This is a genomic window from Stenotrophomonas sp. 3diitr2024, assembly GCF_042136455.1.
In the GTDB taxonomy this organism is placed as follows: Bacteria; Pseudomonadota; Gammaproteobacteria; order Xanthomonadales; family Xanthomonadaceae; genus Stenotrophomonas; species Stenotrophomonas sepilia.
The window spans coordinates 1-18,338 of record NZ_JBHHMJ010000748.1 but is presented as its reverse complement, the minus strand read 5'-3'; the positions used below and the strand labels follow the sequence as shown (position 1 = coordinate 18,338).

At 67.8% G+C, this 18,338-nt stretch carries 17 protein-coding genes; 9 read left to right on the top strand and 8 right to left on the bottom strand.

The genetic code is table 11. The features are described 5' to 3' along the window. Positions 1 to 95: 95 nt before the first annotated feature. Positions 96 to 1,127: a metal-dependent hydrolase gene (locus ABGA94_RS19790; protein WP_111128366.1), complete on the top strand. Its 1,032-nt coding sequence runs from the start codon at positions 96 to 98 to the stop codon at positions 1,125 to 1,127. Positions 1,128 to 1,297: 170 nt separating this feature from the next. Here the strand turns inward: ABGA94_RS19790 and ABGA94_RS19785 are convergent, their stop codons facing one another. The 6 genes from ABGA94_RS19785 to ABGA94_RS19760 all read right to left on the bottom strand — a co-directional run bounded on the left by ABGA94_RS19785 (position 1,298) and on the right by ABGA94_RS19760 (position 6,375). After that, positions 1,298 to 1,438 carry a hypothetical protein gene (locus ABGA94_RS19785; RefSeq protein ID WP_181357060.1) on the bottom strand — a complete coding sequence of 47 codons (141 nt, stop codon included), beginning with the start codon at positions 1,436 to 1,438 and terminating at the stop codon, positions 1,298 to 1,300. A gap of 33 nt (positions 1,439 to 1,471) precedes the next feature. Continuing rightward, positions 1,472 to 2,299: a class I SAM-dependent methyltransferase gene (locus tag ABGA94_RS19780; RefSeq protein WP_134955937.1), complete on the bottom strand. Its 828-nt coding sequence runs from the start codon at positions 2,297 to 2,299 to the stop codon at positions 1,472 to 1,474. 62 nt (positions 2,300 to 2,361) lie between these two features. Then, a complete protein-coding gene (gene dusB, locus ABGA94_RS19775) occupies positions 2,362 to 3,357 on the bottom strand; it encodes a tRNA dihydrouridine synthase DusB (RefSeq protein ID WP_053500098.1) in 996 nt (331 codons plus the stop codon). A 147-nt stretch (positions 3,358 to 3,504) separates the two neighbouring features. Beyond that, entirely contained in the window at positions 3,505 to 3,936 is a 432-nt protein-coding gene (locus tag ABGA94_RS19770) for a hypothetical protein (RefSeq protein ID WP_095379330.1), read from the bottom strand. 149 nt (positions 3,937 to 4,085) lie between these two features. Next, entirely contained in the window at positions 4,086 to 5,051 is a 966-nt protein-coding gene (locus ABGA94_RS19765; protein ID WP_005415321.1) for a ribokinase, read from the bottom strand. 25 nt (positions 5,052 to 5,076) lie between these two features. Continuing rightward, positions 5,077 to 6,375, bottom strand: a complete 1,299-nt coding sequence (locus ABGA94_RS19760; RefSeq protein WP_005415322.1) for a NupC/NupG family nucleoside CNT transporter — start codon at positions 6,373 to 6,375, stop codon at positions 5,077 to 5,079. A gap of 193 nt (positions 6,376 to 6,568) precedes the next feature. Here ABGA94_RS19760 and ABGA94_RS19755 point away from each other — a divergent pair, with 193 nt between their 5' ends. The 5 genes from ABGA94_RS19755 (at position 6,569) to ABGA94_RS19735 (ending at position 11,980) form a co-directional block, all read left to right on the top strand. Next, on the top strand, positions 6,569 to 7,540 hold the full coding sequence (locus tag ABGA94_RS19755) for an aldo/keto reductase (protein WP_134955936.1): 972 nt from the start codon (positions 6,569 to 6,571) through the stop codon (positions 7,538 to 7,540). 287 nt (positions 7,541 to 7,827) lie between these two features. Further along, positions 7,828 to 8,022, top strand: a complete 195-nt coding sequence (gene hemP, locus ABGA94_RS19750) for a hemin uptake protein HemP (protein ID WP_188248395.1) — start codon at positions 7,828 to 7,830, stop codon at positions 8,020 to 8,022. A 153-nt stretch (positions 8,023 to 8,175) separates the two neighbouring features. Next, the gene (locus ABGA94_RS19745; RefSeq protein ID WP_277948695.1) at positions 8,176 to 10,368 is read left to right on the top strand and encodes a TonB-dependent hemoglobin/transferrin/lactoferrin family receptor; all 2,193 of its coding nucleotides are present in this window, start codon (positions 8,176 to 8,178) and stop codon (positions 10,366 to 10,368) included. A gap of 4 nt (positions 10,369 to 10,372) precedes the next feature. Then, complete coding sequence (locus ABGA94_RS19740) at positions 10,373 to 10,972, top strand: Hemin transport protein (protein ID WP_111127649.1); 600 nt, start codon at positions 10,373 to 10,375, stop codon at positions 10,970 to 10,972. 72 nt (positions 10,973 to 11,044) lie between these two features. After that, the gene (locus tag ABGA94_RS19735; protein ID WP_053500081.1) at positions 11,045 to 11,980 is read left to right on the top strand and encodes a DUF6607 family protein; all 936 of its coding nucleotides are present in this window, start codon (positions 11,045 to 11,047) and stop codon (positions 11,978 to 11,980) included. A gap of 101 nt (positions 11,981 to 12,081) precedes the next feature. On the opposite strand, the gene ABGA94_RS19730 is transcribed toward ABGA94_RS19735, so the two are convergent. Together ABGA94_RS19730 and ABGA94_RS19725 are read right to left on the bottom strand one after the other, a co-directional pair. After that, positions 12,082 to 14,598, bottom strand: coding sequence for an ABC transporter permease (locus ABGA94_RS19730; protein ID WP_375367967.1), 2,517 nt, complete (start codon positions 14,596 to 14,598; stop codon positions 12,082 to 12,084). Further along, a complete protein-coding gene (locus ABGA94_RS19725) occupies positions 14,595 to 15,242 on the bottom strand; it encodes an ABC transporter ATP-binding protein (RefSeq protein WP_134972582.1) in 648 nt (215 codons plus the stop codon). Before ABGA94_RS19725 ends, ABGA94_RS19730 begins: the two co-directional genes overlap by 4 nt. 75 nt (positions 15,243 to 15,317) lie before the next feature. On the opposite strand from ABGA94_RS19725, the gene ABGA94_RS19720 reads away from it, so the two are divergent. From ABGA94_RS19720 to ABGA94_RS19710, 3 genes are all read left to right on the top strand, one after another. After that, complete coding sequence (locus ABGA94_RS19720; RefSeq protein ID WP_032953941.1) at positions 15,318 to 15,962, top strand: arylesterase; 645 nt, start codon at positions 15,318 to 15,320, stop codon at positions 15,960 to 15,962. 87 nt (positions 15,963 to 16,049) lie between these two features. Further along, on the top strand, positions 16,050 to 16,763 hold the full coding sequence (locus ABGA94_RS19715; protein ID WP_002811889.1) for a response regulator transcription factor: 714 nt from the start codon (positions 16,050 to 16,052) through the stop codon (positions 16,761 to 16,763). A gap of 153 nt (positions 16,764 to 16,916) precedes the next feature. Next, positions 16,917 to 18,188 (top strand): HAMP domain-containing sensor histidine kinase, encoded by a 1,272-nt coding sequence (locus tag ABGA94_RS19710; RefSeq protein WP_065178739.1) that lies wholly within the window; start codon positions 16,917 to 16,919, stop codon positions 18,186 to 18,188. The last annotated feature ends 150 nt before the right edge of the window (positions 18,189 to 18,338 follow it).

Here is an 18,338-nt window from a genome sequence, read left to right as displayed (position 1 = left end):
CGAGCCCATGCTCGGCTGCTCTTCATTGCGTGTAACGGCAGCCGAGCATGGGCTCGGCTCTACATACACCGCGCGCAAGCCGCTAGCATCGGCCCATGGATTCATTGACCCAGATCGTGCTCGGTGGCGCCGTCGCTGCTGCCATCGCTCCGCCCGGCCATCGCCGCGCGGCCCTGCTGGCCGGTGCCGCGCTCGGCACCCTGCCGGACCTCGACGCCCTGTGGCTTGGCTTCACTGCGGCCGACCCGTTGGCGAACATGACCGAACACCGCAGCTTCAGCCATTCGCTGCTGGTGCTGCCCTGGGTGGCCGCACTGATCTGGTGGTTGCTCAAGCGCTTCGGCAATGGTCGCGTCGCGCAGTCACCGCTGCGCTGGTTCTGGGCGATCCAGCTGGCGCTGGTTACCCATCCCGTGCTGGATGCGTTCACCGTCTACGGTACCCAGTTGTGGTGGCCGCTGCGGCCACACCCAACCATGGGCTCCAGCGTCTTCATCATCGACCCTGGCTACACGGTGTGGCTGCTGCTGGGCTGCGTGCTGGCCTGGTTCGGTCGTGCGCGGCCCTGGGCGGGCAAGGTGCTGGGCGCGGCGTTGCTGTTCAGCAGTGGCTACCTGGGCTGGGGGCTGATCGCCAAGGCGCAGGTCGATCGGGCCGCCCAGCAGAGCCTGGCGGCGATGGGCCTGGGTGACGCGCCGCGCTTCTCGGTGCCGATGCCGTTCAATACGTTGCTGTGGCGGGTGGTGGCGATGACGCCCAATGGCTACGTGGTGGGTGATCGCTCACTGGTGGCCGACCATGGGCCGATGCGGTTCGAAGGTCATGCGTCCAACGTGCAGGCCTTGCGCGAAGCGCGGGCCATCCCGGCGGTGCAGCAGCTGCAATGGTTCAACCGTGGCTTCATGCGTGCGCAGGTCGTGGACGGAAGGCTTGTGCTGAGCGATCTGCGCATGGGGCTGGAACCGGACTACACCTTCAACTTCGTCGTCGCCGAGCAGGCGGACGGGCAATGGCGGGCGATCGTGCCCGAGCAGGTGCGGGCGGACTACAGCAGCCCGGCCGCGCGCGCTGATGCCGGGCGCCGGCTGGCGGCGATGTGGCAGCGGATCTGGCATGCGCCCGAGTAGATCCACGCCCTGCGTGGATGAAGGGACATCGGCGGTGGCAGCCACGCATGGCGTGGCTCTACTGCGTCGATCAGCGCCCGCAGCCGGTGCCGTTGAGTAGATCCACGCCATGCGTGGATGAAGGGACATCGGCGCTGGCAGCCACGCATGGCGTGGCTCTACTGCATCGATCAGCGCCCGCAGCCGGTGCCGTTGAGCAGTTCCACGCCCTGCGTGGATGAAGGGACATCGGCGCTGGCAGCCACGCGTGGCGTGGCTCTACTGCGTCGATCAGCGCCCGCAGCCGGCGTCGTTGAGTAGATCCACGCCATGCGTGGATACGGGAGCATTGGTGCCGCGTCGGCTCAATACACCGTCGCGCGGCCCTGCACGAACGAGTAGAAGAACACCGCATTCGGGTCGTTCTGCACCAGGCGGAACTCGCGGCGCATGCCTTCCACGGTTTCCTCGTCCACCGAGCCGGCCTGCAGCAGCTGGTCGGCCGCCGACAGCAGCAGCTGCTCCCAGAACGCGATCATGGTCTTGCGACGGGCAGGCTCGCGGTTGTCCAGGTGGATGGTCTTGATCTCGGTATGCACGTCGCGGAAGCCGCCGGCCAGCAGCAGGTTGCCCAGCTTGGCGCCGACGAACGGGTCGCCACCGTGGTCGTACTGGAAGTCGTTGAAGGCCATCCAATAGCGCCAGATGTGCGGCGAGTACGGATCAAGCAGGAACGAGGCATTCATCACCTCGGTGATGTAGACCGGTGAACCCGGCGCCAGCACGCGGCGCACTTCACTCAACACGCGTGCCGGTGACGGAACGTGTTCCAGCACCCAGCACAGGAAGGCCGAATCGAAGCTGCGCGCCTCGAACGGCAGTTCGCCGGCATCGGCCTGCTGCAGGGTGTAACGGTCGCTGCCCCACGGGGTGCGCGCCAGGTTCTCGCGCGCGGTGGCCAGCTGGGTCTCGCTCAGGTCCACGCCGGTCACGTGCAGCTCGGGGAAGCGGCGCAGCAGGATCTCGGTCTGCGCACCCACGCCGCTGCCGACTTCCAGCAGGCGCCGTGCACCGCTGTAGTCGATCTGGCCGAAGATGCTCGATTCCAGCAGGCGCGCCTGGGTCATCAGGCGCTGCTGTTCGGTGCCGGAAAACCCGTGCAGGTAGGTCGGGGAGGAAATCGGCGGGGTCATGGGGCGGGCTCTCGGAGTTCAATTCGGTCGAGCAGGCTCGACGTTGCGACGCGGCAAGGCGGTCAGGCCGCCGAAGACAGCGCCGGTTCCCCGTCAATCAAGCGGTCGAAGTACTCGGTGGTCAGCGCGATCTGGCTCTGCGGATCCTCCGCGCGGTTGACCACCGCGCGGAAGGCGGCGTTCTCCGGCCGGTCCTTGGCATACCAGCCCAGGTGCTTGCGCGCGATGCGCACGCCCTGCGGTTCGCCATAGAAGGCATGCAGTGCGTGCAGGTGGCCAAGCAGGATGTCGCGCACTTCGGCCAGCGACGGTGGCGGCAGTTCCTGCCCGGTGGCCAGGTAATGCGCCACTTCGCGGAAGATCCACGGCCGGCCCTGTGCGGAACGGCCGATCATCACCGCGTCCACGCCAGTTTCCTTCAAAACGTGGGCAGCCTTCTGCGGCGAATCGATATCGCCATTGGCGATGACCGGAATGCGCAGGGCGGCCTTGATCTCACCGATGGTGGCGTACTCGGCCTGGCCGGTGTAATGCTGGTCGCGGGTGCGGCCGTGCACGGCCAGTGCAGCGATACCGCTGTCCTCGGCGATGCGCGCGATCAGCGGGCCATTGCGGTGGTCACAGTCCCAACCGGTGCGGATCTTCAGCGTGACCGGCACGTCCACCGCGTTGACCACGGCTTCGAGGATGCGCGCCACCAACTGCTCGTCGCGCATCAGCGCTGAGCCGGCCCAGGCGTTGCACACCTTCTTGGCCGGGCAGCCCATGTTGATGTCGATGATCTGCGCGCCGTGGTCGACGTTGTAGCGCGCCGCCTCGGCCAGCTGCTGCGGCTCGGTACCGGCGATCTGCACGCTGATCGGCGCCGGCTCGCCCTCATGGTCCATGCGGTGGATCGACTTGCGCGTGTTCCAGAAGCGCGGGTCGCTGATGGTCATTTCCGAGGCGGCCAGGCCCGCGCCCAGCCGTTTGCACAGCAGGCGGAAGGGCTTGTCGGTGACGCCGGCCATGGGCGCCAGCACGACGTTGGGGGCAATGGTGTACGGGCCGATCTGCATGCGCCCATTGTAGAGCGCGGGCGCGGCCTGGGCGGTGTCGGCCGGCCCCGGGTTCAGGCCGATCGGCACCGACCTCATGCCGTACCGGCATCAGCAGATGCTTGACGGTTGCTTCCGTCGCCCCCAAGGGCGGGCGATGGTGGCCGGCTAACCCAGGCTCTGCCAGGCCTGGCGGGTACCCAGGGCGAAGGCCAGCCCCAGGCCCAGGCAGGCCAGCGAACTGACCACCCAGAAGCGCCGGCCGTTGTACCCCGGCCGGAACAGTGCCAGGCCGAAGCCCGTCGCGGCGCGCAGCAGCAGCAAGGCAGCGATGGCGGGCAGGACCAGGCGGCTGGCCGGCAGCGGCGAATGCCAGCCCGCGGCGGCCAGTGCGTACAGGGTCCAGGCCACCAGCACGGCCGTGATGCCGGCGGTCATCAACGGTGGCCACCAGTGCCCCGCATGCGCGAGCCCGACCACGCGCTGGCCGGCACCGAAGTATCTGTACCACGCGGCGCCGAAGGCGATGCAGCCGATATGCAGCAGCGCCGCAGCGGCACTGCCTGCGGCCGCGACCAGCAACCAGGGGAATCCGTCCATGTCCTGCCCGTGCAAGGAAGCTGCGCGGATCGTGAGCGAGGGGCAGGATGTGGGCAATGTGACAGGCGGTCGCAGGGGCTGGGCAATGGGCAAAAGAAAGGCCCAGGTGCCTGTGCACCCGGGCCTTGTCATCCACGCGTGGCGTGGAATTACTTGGCTTCGGCGTCGGCCGGGGTGAAGCGTGGCATTGCCGCTGCAGCGCCTTCCTTCTCGGTCGAGCGACCGGCGAACTGGTTGGCAAAGCGCACGTGGCGGGCGAACGGGGCGTCGGCCACCTGCGCCAGCGACGCGGCCAGCGCACCGTTGAAGGCATCACCGGCACCGGTGGTGTCGATGGCCTGCACCTGCTCGGCGCCGACGCGGTAGTACGGCTGGGTATCGCCGCGCAGGTTCTCGTCGGCATGCGAGACGAACACGCCCACCGAACCCAGGGTCACCACCACGGTACCGTTGCCGACCAGCTTGCGGCAGAGCGCATGCAGGCTGGCGCCATCCAGCGCGGCGACATCGTTGGCATCCACGCGCTCACCGACATGGCGGCCGAGCAGCGCGGCGAACTCGGTCTCGTTCGGGGTGATCACATCGGCCAGCTTGAGCAGGCCGATGGTCGAGGGCGCGTCGGCCGGTGCGGTGTTGAGCACGGTGGTGACACCGGCCTCGCGGGCCGTGGCCAGCGCCGCTTCGATGGTCTGCACCGGCGATTCCAGCTGCACCAGCACCACCTTGGCGCTGGTGAGCAATGCCTGCTGCTGTTGCAGGAAGTCGGTGCTGAGCGCGGCGTTGGCGCCCGGGCCGATCACGATGGTGTTGCGGCCACGCGCGTCCACGTAGATGCCCGCAGTGCCGGTTGGCTCGCTGCTGGCTTCGGCAATCAGGCCGAAGCCATCCTGCGCGGCCAGTTCGCGTGCGGTGGCGCCGCCGGCGTCATCGCCCAGCGCGCACACGAAGTGCGTCTCGGCGCCGGCGCGGCAGGCGGCCACGGCCTGGTTGAAGCCCTTGCCTCCCGGGCCGGTGCTGTAGCGGCCGGCAATGGTCGCACCCGGTGCCGGCAGCGACTCGCACCGCCACACGTGATCGACATTGAAGGAACCGACGACAACGACACTGCTGCTCATAGGAAATCTTTTCTCAACCAGGGGTTCAACTGAAGTGCGTCAGCACGCCGGCGATGGTCGCCGTCATGAAGGTGGCAATGGTACCGCCCAACACCGCGCGCAGGCCGAACTTGGCCAGATCGTGGCGACGTTCCGGCGCCAGGCCGCCGATGCCGCCGATCTGGATCGCGATCGAGCTGAAGTTGGCAAAGCCGCACAGCGCGTAGGTGGCGATCAGGCGGCCTTCGTCGGACAGGCTCACGCCCGCCACCTGGCCGTTCACGATCTGCGACAGCTCGGTGTAGGCCACGAACTCGTTGATCACGACCTTCTGGCCGATCAGCGAACCGACGGTGGTGGCATCAGCCCACGGGGTACCGATCACCCAAGCGATCGGGGCCAGCACGTAACCGAAGATGGTCGACAGGTTGGTCGGCTTGCCGATGGCAGCGGCCAGGCCGGTCACTTCGCCGAACCAGGTGAGCGGTGCATTCAGCAGCGCGATCAGGGCGATGAATGCCAGCAGCATCGCGCCGATGTTCAGCGCCAGCTTCAGGCCGTCACCGGCACCGGCAGCGGCCGCGTCGATGATGTTGCTGGAGGTCTTCTCCACTTCCATCTTCACCGTGCCGCGGGTCAGCGGGGTGCCGGTTTCCGGAATCAGCAGCTTGGCCACGACCAGGGTGGCCGGTGCGGCCATGATGCTCGCTGCCAGCAGGTGCTTGGCGTAGAAGGCCTGCTGCGCCGGGTCGCCACCGCCGAGCATGCCCACGTAGGCCGCCAGCACGCCGCCGGCGATGTGCGCCATGCCGCCGATCATCATGGTCAGCAGCTCGGACTGGGTCATCCTGGCGATGTACGGGCGCACGGTCAGCGGCGCCTCGGTCTGGCCGATGAAGACGCTGGCGCAGACGCTGGTGGTTTCCGCGCCGGACACGCGCATCACCTTGGTGATCGACCAGGCCATCACGCGCACGATCGCCTGCATGACGTTGAGGTGGTACATGACCCCCATCAGCGCCGAGAAGAAGATGATGGTCGGCAGCACCTGGAAGGCGAAGATGAAGCCGTAGTTCTTGGTGTCCATCAACGAGCCGAAGATGAAGCCCGAGCCCTCGTTGACGAAGCTCAGGACCTTGACGAAGCCCTTGCCCAGCGCATCGAACACGTCGCGCCCGCCCGGCACCAGGATCACCAGCGCCGCGAAGGCGATCTGCAGGGTGATACCGGTGGCAACCAGCTTCCAGTCAACCGCACGCTTGTTGTTGGAAAACAACCAGGTGATGCCGATCAGCACCGCCAACCCGAACAGGCCGAAGCCGATCCTGCCCAAACCTTCGACCATGTGAGTGACTCCCCTGGGGCGTCGCGAAAAACGGGAAGCCTAGTGCAGGGCAGGGGCCGGGGCAAGAAAAAGCAGCGTGCGCGCGCCCATCGGTACCGATCAGGCCAGCAACGGCAAGGGCTTGCGGCCGGCGGCGGCAGGTAGAATGGGGCTCGATCCCGGCCCGGATGCGGGCCCGCAGCAGGAGATTCGCATGCAATACCGCCGCCTGGGCTCCACCGGCCTGCCGATTTCCGCCCTGTCCTTCGGCGCCTGGGTGACCTTCGGTGACCAGATCCCGCGCGACGAGGCCCGCAACCTGGTGGCTGCCGCCTGGGACCACGGCGTCAACTTCTTCGACAACGCCGAGGGCTATGCCAACGGCCGCGCCGAACAGGTGATGGGCGATGTGATCGCCGACCTGCGCCTGCCGCGCGATGGCATCTGCGTCTCCAGCAAGGTGTTCTTCGGCAGCGCCAAGGACCCACGGCCGACCCAGCGCGGCCTGTCGCGCAAGCATGTGACCGACGCCTGCCATGCCGCGCTCAAGCGCCTGCGGGTGGACTACCTGGACCTTTATTACTGCCATCGCCCGGATCCGGACGCGCCGATCGCCGAGACCGTGCATGCCATGGATACCCTGGTGCGGCAGGGCAAGATCCTCTACTGGGGGACCTCGGAGTGGTCGGCGGTGCAGATCCAGCAGGCGCTGGACATCGCCGAAGCACGCAACCTGCAGGGCCCGTCGATGGAGCAGCCGCAGTACAACCTGCTGCACCGCGAACGCGTCGAGGTCGAGTATGCGCCGCTGTATGCCGGTGCCGGCCTGGGCACCACCATCTTCTCGCCGCTGGCCTCGGGCCTGCTGACCGGCAAGTACGACCAGGGCATTCCGGCCGATGCGCGGCTGGGCCGCGAGGGCATGGAATGGCTGCAGGCGCTGGTGCTGGGTGACGACTCCGAGGCCCGCCTGGCCCAGGTGCGCCGCTTCAGCGAAGCGGCGCGTGAGCTGGGCCACGCCCCGGCCACGCTGGCGATTGCCTGGTGCCTGCGCAACCCGAACGTCTCCAGCGTGATTCTCGGCGCCAGCCGGGTCAGCCAGCTGCTGCAGAACCTGCAGGCGCTGGAGGTGCTGGAGCAGGTCGATGCGGCTGGCTGGGCGCAGGTCGAAGCCGCCTTCGCCTGACAGCCCTTTGCGGAGTCGAGCCATGCTGGACTTCAGATTGACCAGGTCTTTGTAGAGTCGAGCCATGCTCGACTCCGCGCGCAGCGCGTGCGTTTCCAGGCTACGGTGCCAAGAGCAGTCGAGCATGGCTCGACTCTACAAAAGCGCTGTGCCGTCTTTTGATTGATGGTGACTATCGAATTTTCGAATTCGATCATTAATCCCATCAGTCAAATTGAGAATGGTTGTTGATTGTCAACTGAGAATCATTATCATTTGACTCGTCCCTCGCACGAGTCCAGATGCTCATGAATGCTCAACCTGTACTGCTGCGCCCCGAAACGCTGACCCTCCGCGATCGTCCGGTCCGTGTCGTTCCGCCGGAAGAGGTCATCGACAGCGAAGCCCTGCTCAAGGGCCGTCGTGAAGTCCTGATCCAGCACGGCGACCGCTTCTACCGCCTGCGGCACACCAGCAACGACAAGCTGATCCTGACCAAGTAATCGCGGCCTGGTCGCCCGCCTCCCTCCCTCCTGCCGGCAGCGCCGGCAGGGTGGGCGACCCGTCCGAGCCCGCTCTCTCCCCCTCGGTCTACCGCGTGCACCTCCCGGGTGTGCCGGTAACCGGGGGTTCCCCTGCCTGACCGAACGAACCCGATGACCCGCCCTACCGCCCTTTGCCTCGCCGTCTGGATGGCCCTGCCGCTGTCCGCCCATGCTGCTGCCGCGGCCACCGCCGCGCCTGATGCGCGCGACTTCGACCGCGTGCAGGTCACCGCCACCCGCACCGAGCGGGCAGTGAGTGACGTGGCGGCCACCGTGGATGTCATCGACCGCGAGCAGATGGACCGGCACCTGGTGCAGGACATCAAGGATCTGCTGCGCTACGAGCCGGGCCTGTCGGTCAGCCGCAGCGCCGCGCGCTTCGGCCTTGGCAGCATCCGCATCCGTGGCCTGGACGGCAACCGCGTGCGCGTGCAGACCGATGGCATCGCCATGCCCACCAGCTTCAACATCGGCTCGTTCTCAAACGCCAACCGCAACTTCACCGATCTGGACACGCTCAAGCGCGTGGAGATCGTGCGTGGCCCGGCCAGCTCGCTGTACGGTTCCGACGCGCTCGGGGGCGTGGTGGCCTTCGTCACCAAGGATCCGGCCGATTACCTGAAGGATGGCAAGGACAGCTATGTCGGCCTGAAGTTCGGCTACGACGGTGAGTGGAAGGGCCTGCTCGGCGGCGTGACCAGCGCGTTCGGCGGCGAACACTGGAGCGGCATGGTCAACATCAACCATCGCCAGGGCCAGGAAACCGGTAACAAGGGCGATGTTCGCAGCCTCGACAACACTCGTACCGCGCCCAACCCGCAGGACCGCGACGGTCGCAGTGGCCTGGCCAAGCTGGTCTATGCACCGAGCGAGGACCAGCGCTTCCGCCTGACTGTGGAAGGCAACGAAGACAACACCGATACCAACGTGCTGTCCTCGATCGACCGCACCACCACCACCGGCATGAAGGCGCGCGACACGCAGAACCGCACCCGCGTGTCGTTCGCCCATGAAATGGATGCGCTGGACAAGGGCTTCGCCGACAACCTGCATTGGCAGCTGTATACCCAGCACAGCGAGACCAACCAGATCACCGACGAAGACCGCGCCAACCGCAGCCGCCGCCACCGCGAGTTCAACTTCGACCAGCGCGTGTACGGCCTGCAGGCACAATTCAACAAGGCGTTCAGCACCGGCAGTGTCGAACACGCGCTGACCTACGGCTTCGAAGGTGCGCGTACCGAGATCCGCCAGAAGCGCGACGGCTATCAGGTTCTGGCCAATGGCCAGACCAGCACCACCATCCTGCCCGACGCCTTCCCGGTACGCGACTTCCCGATCAGCAAGACCACCGAGCTGGGCCTGTACGCGCAGGATGAAATGCGCATGGCCGGCGGCAAGCTGTCGCTGGTGCCGGGCGTGCGCGTGGATCGCTACGAGCTGAAGCCGGAAGTGGACAGCATCTTCGCCGACGACAATCCCGGCGTTGCGGTGGCCAGGCTGACCAAGACCAGCGTCTCGCCGAAGCTGGGCGTGGTCTATCGCTTCACCGACGAATGGTCGTTGTTCGCCGGCTACTCGCATGGTTTCCGCTCGCCGCCGTACAACGACGTCAACCTGGGCTTCACCAACTTCGCCTTCGGTTACACCGCCATCCCCAATCCGGACCTGAAGCCGGAAACCAGTGATGGCATGGAGCTGGGCCTGCGCTTCCTGTCACCGGCCGCCTACGTCAGCGTCAGCGGCTACTACAACGAATACAAGGATTTCATCGAGTCGCAGTCGCTGGTCGGCACCAACGCCCAGGGCCTGATGGTGTTCCAGTCGCGCAACATCGCCGATGCGCGCATTTACGGTGCCGAACTGAAGGCTGGCGTTGACTTCGGCCAGATCAACCCGGCGCTGCAGGGCTGGGCGCTGCGCAGCTCGGTGGCCTGGTCGCGCGGCGACAACAAGACCGAGGACACTCCGCTGGATTCGGTCGACCCGCTGCGCGGCACCGTCGGCCTGATGTACGACACCGACGCCTGGGGCGTCGAACTGGCCGGTACCTTCGTCAAGCGCAAGGACCGCGTCACTGCAGCGACGGTGTACCGCCCGGCCGGCTACGGCGTGGCCGACCTGATGGCGCACTGGAACTTCGCCCCGGGCGCGACCTTCAACGTCGGCGTGTTCAACCTGGGCGACAAGCGCTACATCGATTGGTCCAACGTGGGTTCGACGCTGTCTGCGACCAGCCGCGTGCTGGATCGCTACACCAGCCCGGGCCGCACCCTTTCCGCCAGCCTTGCCGTTTCCTGGTGACCTCATGAGCCGCGCCTTGTCCGCACGCAGGAATGACGCCATCGCCGTGCAGGGCAGCGCGGCCTGGCCGACCCCGGCACAGCTGGCCACGCTCGGCACCGTGTTGTGCCTGTACCACGCCGACGGCAACGAGCTGGGTGGCTGGCGCCAGGCGGTGCGCGTGCACGCCTGCCAGGGCGTGGACAGCGAGGGCGTGCGCGAAAGCCTGTGCTTCCTCGATGCCCGCGGCCGCTGCGTGTGGCGGCTGTACCTGTTGCCCGACAGCGATTTCCTGGCCTGGGACCGGCTGGTCGCGGCGCTGCCGCCGGGCCCGGAGCATGACAGCGAGGGCAGTGTCGGCGAACGCCTGTGGCGGCGCCTGGCCGGCCATCTTGGTGGCCAGCGCTGGCGCCTGTGCACGCTGCGCCTGCATGCCGCGGACGAGGGCCGCACGCTGGCAGCCAGCCTGTCGACCCTGTCCTCGCTGGGCGCGGCCACCGCGCGTCGCATCGCTCGGTTGGAAGGTGCCGAAGGCGAGCTGGCGATCGACGATTGCTGCTGCGCCGACGCCGCGCGCCGGCCGACACCCCGTATTCCCGGCGACCTGCCGCTGATCCGCCTGTGATCCTTTCCTGATGGAACGCCCGCCGGCCCTGGAAGGCCTCTCAACGAACCTGCAACCCCGAAGGAAGACCCGATGAAGTTCCAGACAGCCAGCGTCATGCTGTTGCTCGCTGCCAGCGGCGTGGCCAGCGCGCAGCCCTCCGACATCGCCCGCGACCACGACAGCATCCTCGCCATGCAGGGCGAGTACACCGTCGACTTCGCGTTCGACGAGACCGTGCTGCTCAAGCCCGGCTACGAGCGTGCGCCGGCGATGCGCAGCGGCGGCAGCGAAGTGGTCATCGTGGTCGAGGACACCCCGCAGCGCATCGTGCTGCAGCACCTGTTGCTCGATGAGAAGAGCGGCCACATCACCAAGCACTGGCGCCAGGACTGGGTCTACGAAGCGCCCAGCCGTTTCGAGTTCAGCGCCGACCAGACCTGGCAGGTACGCCGCATTCCCGCAGCGGTGAACCAGGGCGCCTGGACCCAGTGCGTGTATGAAGTGAGCGATGCACCGCGCTACTGTGGCACCGGCAAATGGACGTACACCAACAACGTGCCGAGCTGGACCAGCGACCTGAGCTGGCGCCCGCTGCCGCGTCGTGAATACACAAAGCGCAGCGACTACAACGCGCTGGCCGTGGTCAACCGCCACACGCTCACGCCCAATGGCTGGACCCACGAGCAGTTCAATACCAAGGTGCAGCGCAACGCCGACGGCAGCCAGGTGGAGATCGCCCGCGAGTTCGGCTTCAACGACTACGTCAAGACAACCGAGGTCGACTTCACCCCGGCCCGCGCCTACTGGAAGGCCACCGCCGGCTACTGGGCCAAAGTGCGCCAGCGCTGGGACGGCTTCCTCGGCCAGGCCCCGGGCGTGCACCTGAAGACCAAGCTCGATGGCATGGCGATGATCATCCCGCTGTTCACCCAGGCCGAAGAGATCCAGTCCGGCAAACAGGTGAAGGACGCGCAGATCGACGAGGTCTTCGCCAAGTACGTGGAAAAGGCGCCGAAGGAAGGCTGATCGCCGCAGTGGAGAGGGGTGCCGGCGTACCCGGCACCGCATCCACCTGCTCCCGGTGGCTGCCGAGCCTGCTCGGCACGCCGTCCGGAGGCGCAAACGATTCAGGCCTCGCGCAACGCCAATGCCGGCGGAGTATGCAGGATCGCCCGCGTGCCCCACCAGCCCGCCAGCAGGCTCAAGCCGATGCCGACTACGCCGCCAATCAGCAGCCCCGACCACGGCGGCAGCAATGGCAGCTCGAACACCTTCTGCGAGACCGCCACGCCGATCGCAGCGGCCGCCCCCACCGCCAGCATCGCCGCCAGCGTGCCCAGCGCGCCGAACTCCACCAGTACCGCGCCACGCAACTGGCGCCGGGTCGCACCTAGCGTGCGTAGTACCGCGCTGTCGTAGCGGCGCTCGCCGGCGGTGGCCTGCAGCGCGGCCAGCAGCACCAGCACGCCGGCCAGCAGGCTGAACACCATCACCAGCTGCACCGCCTGCGCCACGCGCTCCATCACATCGCGCACCTGCGAAATCACCGCATCCACGTCCAGCAGCGACAGGTTCGGCTGCGCACGCACCAGCTCGCCCAGCCCGGCCGCCTTGCCGGCCGGCAGGTGGAATGCCGACAGCAGGTTGTGCGGGGTGTCACCCACGGCGTTGGGGTTCAACAGCACGAAGAAGTTGGGCCGGAAGGTGTTCCAGTCCGCCTTGCGCACGCTGGTGACGGTGAACTCGCGTTCCTGCTCGCCCACTGCAATGGTGATGCGATCGCCCGGGTACACGCCGTAACGCTTGGCCCAGCCGATTTCCACCGAAGCTTCCGGCGCGGTGCTGTCGGCTTTCCAGAACGTGCCATTGACCAGCGTATTGGCCGGCGGGAAGGTGCTGCGCCAGCTGAAATTCAGTGGCCGGTTCTCGTCGTCGTCATCGCGCTGACCTTCGCCTTGTGCCGCTTGTCCGTCCTGACCGGGCTCGCGGTCCACGCGCAGCGGTGGCTTGCCATTGATCGCGATCAGGCGGCCGGTGGCCATCGGTTCGATGCTGGCGTCACCGGCGCCCAGTCCACGCAGCGTGGCCAGCACGCTGTCGCGCTGTTCGGGCTGGATGTTGATCAGGAAGTAGTTGGGCGTGTCCGCCGGCAGGCGCTCGCGCCATTGCTGCAGCAGGCCGGGGCCGGTCACGGCCAGCAACAGCAGCGCGCACAGCGACAGCGACAGCCCGACCAGCTGCATTACCGCCAGCATCCGGCGCCGGGTCAGCGCGGCCAGGCCCAGCCGCCAGTGGCCGTGCAGGCGGTGCTGCAGGCCGCGCAGCAGTTGCAGCAGCACGAAGCCGACCACCCCGGCGGCCAGTGCCAGCGTGGCCAGGCCGCCCAGCACCCACAACGCCAGCTTCAGGTCGCCGGTGACTTGTACCGCCAGCAGCAGGCTGGCCGCCAGCGCTGCCACATAGGCCAGCAGTGACGCCGGCGGCAGGGCAGCGAAGGAACGGTTGAGCACCCGCATCGGCGGCACCCCGCGCAGGCGCAGCAGCGGTGGCAGGCCGAAGCCGAACAGCAGCAACAGGCCGATGCCGGCGCCGGTCAGCGCAGGCATCGCCTCGGGCAACGGCAGGCGCTGCGGCACCAGGCTGCCCAGTACCTGCACCAGGCCTTCCTGCGCGGCCATGCCCAGGCCGATGCCGAGCGCACAGGCCGGCACCGCCAGCATCAGCAGCTGCAGTGCCAGGCCAAGCAGGATGTCGCGCTGGCGCGCACCCAGGCAGCGCAGGATCGCCACCTGGTCGATGCGGCGCAGCGCGAAGCGGTTGGCCGCCAATGCGGTGGCCACGCCCGCCAGCAGCACCGCCAGCAGCGCGCTCAGGCCGAGGAAGCGCCCGGCCAGATCGAAGGCCTGGCGCACGCCGCGCTGGGTGTCATCCACGCTCAGCAGGCGCAGGCCCTTCACCTGTGGCAGCAGCCACTCACGCAGGGACGCGACCAGCCCGGGCGGTCCTGCAAACATCAGCCGGTAGTTGATGCGGCTGCCGGGGCCAAGCAGTCCCGTGCCTTCCACATCGGCGCGGTTGACCAGCAGGGTGGGGGACAGCGTCAGCAGGTCGCCACCGGTGTCCGGCTCGGCCTCGATGATGCCGGCGATGCGCAGCGTGCCGGCGCCGAACTCGAGATCATCGCCGGCCTTCAGCCCGAGCCCCTGCAGCAGGCGTGGGTCGGCATAGGCCTGGCCCTTGGGCGGCATGCCGGCATCGGTGATCAACGTACCGCCGGGCGTGGCCCGTACCCGCAGCGTGCCGCGCAGTGGATAGCCCGCCTGCACCGCCTTGATGCTCGCCATCTGGCTGGCCTCGCCATGGAACAGCACGCTGCCGAAGCTGGCGATGCGGGTGTAGGCCAGTCCACGCCGTTGTGCCTCGTCGGCGAATGCCTGCGGCGGGTCATCACGCCCGGCGATGCCGAGATCGCCACCGAGCATTTCCGCCGCGCTGCCGGTCAGCGCCAGGTTGACCCGGTTCACCAGCGTGCCCACCGCGGTCATCACCGCCACGCCCAGCACCAGTGCGGCGAACACGGTGAGCAGGTCGCCGGCCAGCGCCTCGCGACGCAGCGCGCGCCACGCGTGCCGCAGCAGGTTCATGCCTGGGCTCCGCGCTCAACCGGCAGCAGGCGACCGTCGTCGATACGATGGATGTACTGGCAACGCTGCGCAAGGCGCAGGTCGTGGGTGACCAGTACCAGGGTAGTGCCGCTGCCGGCGTTGAGTTCGAACAGCAGGTCGCTGACGTGCTGGCCGGTGGCATGGTCCAGCGATCCCGTCGGTTCGTCGGCGAACAGGATGCGCGGCCGGGTGACGAAGGCACGCGCCAGTGCCACGCGCTGCTGCTCGCCACCGGACAGCTGGCGCGGGTAGTGGCGGGCGCGATGGGAGAGGCCGACCTGGGCCAGCACTTCATCGACCCGCGTGCGATCCTCGCGCCCGGCGAGTTCCAGTGGCAACGCGACGTTCTCGGCGGCGGTCAGCGCCGGCAGCAGGTGGAAGCTCTGGAACACGAAGCCAACCTCGCGCGCGCGCAGCTGGGCCCGCGCCTCTTCATCGAGGTCGCCCAGGTCCTGGCCCGACAGCGCAATGCGGCCCCGACTGGGCAGGTCCAGCCCGGCCAGCAGGCCGAGCAGGGTGGTCTTGCCCGAACCGGAGGCGCCGACGATGGCCGCGCTGGTGCCTTCATGGACGGTCAGGGTGATGTTGTCCAGTATGTGGACTTCACCCTCCGGGCCCTGCACGGATTTGCCGACCTGGTCGACGGCGATGGCGACGGGCGCGCTGCGGGGGGACAGGCTGTCGATGAGGAGACTCCAATGCGCAAGACGGGATGGAGCCGGCGAGCCGGCGCGATGATGGTGCTGCTGCTAGGGTTCCTGCTGTTGCCGGGGCTGGCCTGTGCCAAAGGTACGGCTGGCACCGTGCTGGTGCTCGGCGACAGCCTCAGTGCCGCCCACAATATCCCTGCCGACGCCGGCTGGGTCAGCTTGCTGCAACAGCGGGTCAGGCAGCAGTCGAAAACCCCGGCGCGCATCGTCAACGCCAGCATGAGCGGGGAAACCACCGCCGGCGCGCTGACCCGCCTGCCGGGCCTGCTGGCCAGGGAGAAGCCGACCGTGGTGGTGATCGCGCTGGGCGGCAATGACGCGCTGCGTGGGCTGACCCCGGCGCAGGTGCAGGGCAACCTGGAAAAAATGGTGCAGGCCAGCCAGAAGGCCGGTGCCAAGGTGCTGCTGCTGGGCATCGACGTGCCGCCCAACTACGGACCGGCCTACCGCCAGCGCCTGGCCGCGGCCTACAAGGCGCTGGCCACGCAGTACAAGGTGCCGCTGCTGCCGTTCCTGCTGGAGGGCGTGGCCCTGCAGCCGGGCATGATGCAGGGCGACGGCCTGCACCCCACGGCGCAGGCGCAGCCGAAGGTGCTGGACAACGTCTGGCCGCTGCTCAGGCCGCTGCTCTGAACCGTTTGTGTACCTCTTGACGGAACTTCACATCGCGTCCACCGTCGATCCGGCATGTTTCACAAAGCTGAAGTTAGAGGGAATCACATGCGTCAGACGAAGGAGACCTCCGGCTTGGTGCTGGTGGTCGAAGACAACCGCAACATCTCCGAGATGATCGGGGAATACCTGGAAGGTCGCGGCTTCGAAGTCGACTATGCACAGGACGGCCTGGATGGCTACCGCCTCGCGGCGGAGAACAGCTATGACGTCGTGGTGCTCGATCTCATGTTGCCGCGCCTGGATGGCATCGAAGTGTGCCGTCGCCTGCGCAACGATGCGCGCAAGTCCACGCCGGTGCTGATGCTCACGGCACGCGACACGCTGGACGACAAGCTCACCGGCCTCGGGTTTGGTGCCGATGACTACCTGACCAAGCCGTTCGCGATCCAGGAGCTGGAAGCCCGCCTGCGCGCGCTGATCCGTCGCGAACGCCGCCAGGTCGGTTCGGAGGTGCTGAAGGTCGCCGACCTGGTGCTCGATCCGGTCAGCATGCGGGCTACCCGTGCCGGTACCGAGCTGCAGCTGTCGCCGATCGGCCTGCGCCTGCTGACCATCCTGATGCGCGAATCGCCGCGCGTGGTCACCCGCCAGGAGATCGAACGCGAGATCTGGGGCAATGGCCTGCCGGATTCGGACACCCTGCGCAGCCATCTGTACAACCTGCGCAAGATCATCGACAAGCCGTTCGACCGTCCGCTGCTGCACACCGTGCAGAGCGCCGGCTATCGCATTGCCGATATTGCCCAGCCGATGGCCTGATCGGGGCCCGGCCTGTGCAGCATCAGGCCCGGCCGGGCAACGACCCCGCACCGGGCACGGATGACCGGCCGGCGCTGCCGCCGGTCAGCGTCCGTGCACGACTACGGCGCAGCGCGCTGCCTATAATCGCAGCGCTCTGACCGGGACCCCGCAATGCCGCACGGCCTGCCGCGCAAGATCCGTATCGCCTTCATCCTGCAGGCAGTCCTGGCCAGCCTGGGCATCCTGCTCGGTGCCTGGCTGGTCTCGCTGGTGATCAAGCACAGCCTGGTCGGCGCCGCCCTGCGCGAGGAAGCGGCCTATTACTGGACGCTGCACGAGGCGTCGCCGGTGCAGCCGCCGCCCAACACCCACAACATCCGCGGCTACCTGCTGGAAAGCGGGCAGTCGGCACTGTCATTGCCGGCCAACCTGCGCACCCTGGAGCCTGGCTTCCACGAGCTGCCCCAGGACGACCAGCTGGTGCTGGTCGACGTGCGCCCTGCCGGTCGCCTGTACCTGGTGTTCCTGCGCTCGCGCGCGGAGATGCTGGCGTTCTGGTTCGGCATCGTGCCGGTGCTGCTGACCCTGTTGGCGGTGTATGGCGCCAGCTGGGTCACCTACCGTGCCTCCAAGCGACTGGTGTCGCCGGTGAACTGGCTGGCGCGGCGCGTCTCGCGCTGGGACCCGGGCCACCCCGAAGCGGCCGATCTGGAGCCGAACAAGCTGCCGGCGGACATGCAGGGCGAGACCCGCCAGCTGGCGGCCGCACTGCATTCGCTGGCCAACCGGGTCAGCGCGCACGTGGCGCGCGAGCGCAACTTCACCCGTGATGCCAGCCATGAGCTGCGCACGCCGTTGACCGTCATCCGCGTGGCCAGCGACATGGCCCTTGGCGATGAAACCCTGCAGCCGCGCCTGCGCCGCAGCCTGCAGCGCATCCAGCGTGCAGGCCGTGACATGGAGGCGGTGATCGATGCGTTCCTGATCCTGGCCCGCGAGGCCGATGTCGAACCGCAGATCGAGCTGTTCGACGTCAACGACATCGTCCGCTACGAGGTGGACAACGCCAACGAGCTGCTGGGCAACCGGCCCGTATCGGTGCACCTGCACGGCGACGGCCCGGTACAGCTGCACGCACCGCCGCGGGTGCTGCAGGTGGTGGTCAGCAACCTGGTGCGCAATGCCTGCAGCTACACCGACGAAGGGCGTATCGACGTGCACGTGCTCAATGACCGGGTGGTGGTGCGCGATACCGGCATCGGCATGTCCGCCGAGGCGCTGTCGCGCGCGTTTGAACCGTTCTACCGCGCCGAGCCGAGCCGTCCGCAGGGCACCGGCCTGGGCCTGTCGATCGTGCGCCGGCTGTGCGACCGCTTCGGCTGGAAGGTCAGCCTGGCCAGCGAGCCGGGCAAGGGCACCGAGGCCACGGTGATCTTCCGGTAGAGGGATTTTGCCGGGCTGCGCCCGGCACCCGCCGAGGCAACATCAACATCAGAAGCGGGCATTCCGTGGAATGGCGGGGCGGTGTGGGTTTGCAGGACACGCCGTAAACCCGTCCATGGGGGCTCGATGGCGCCATCCATGGCGCCAACG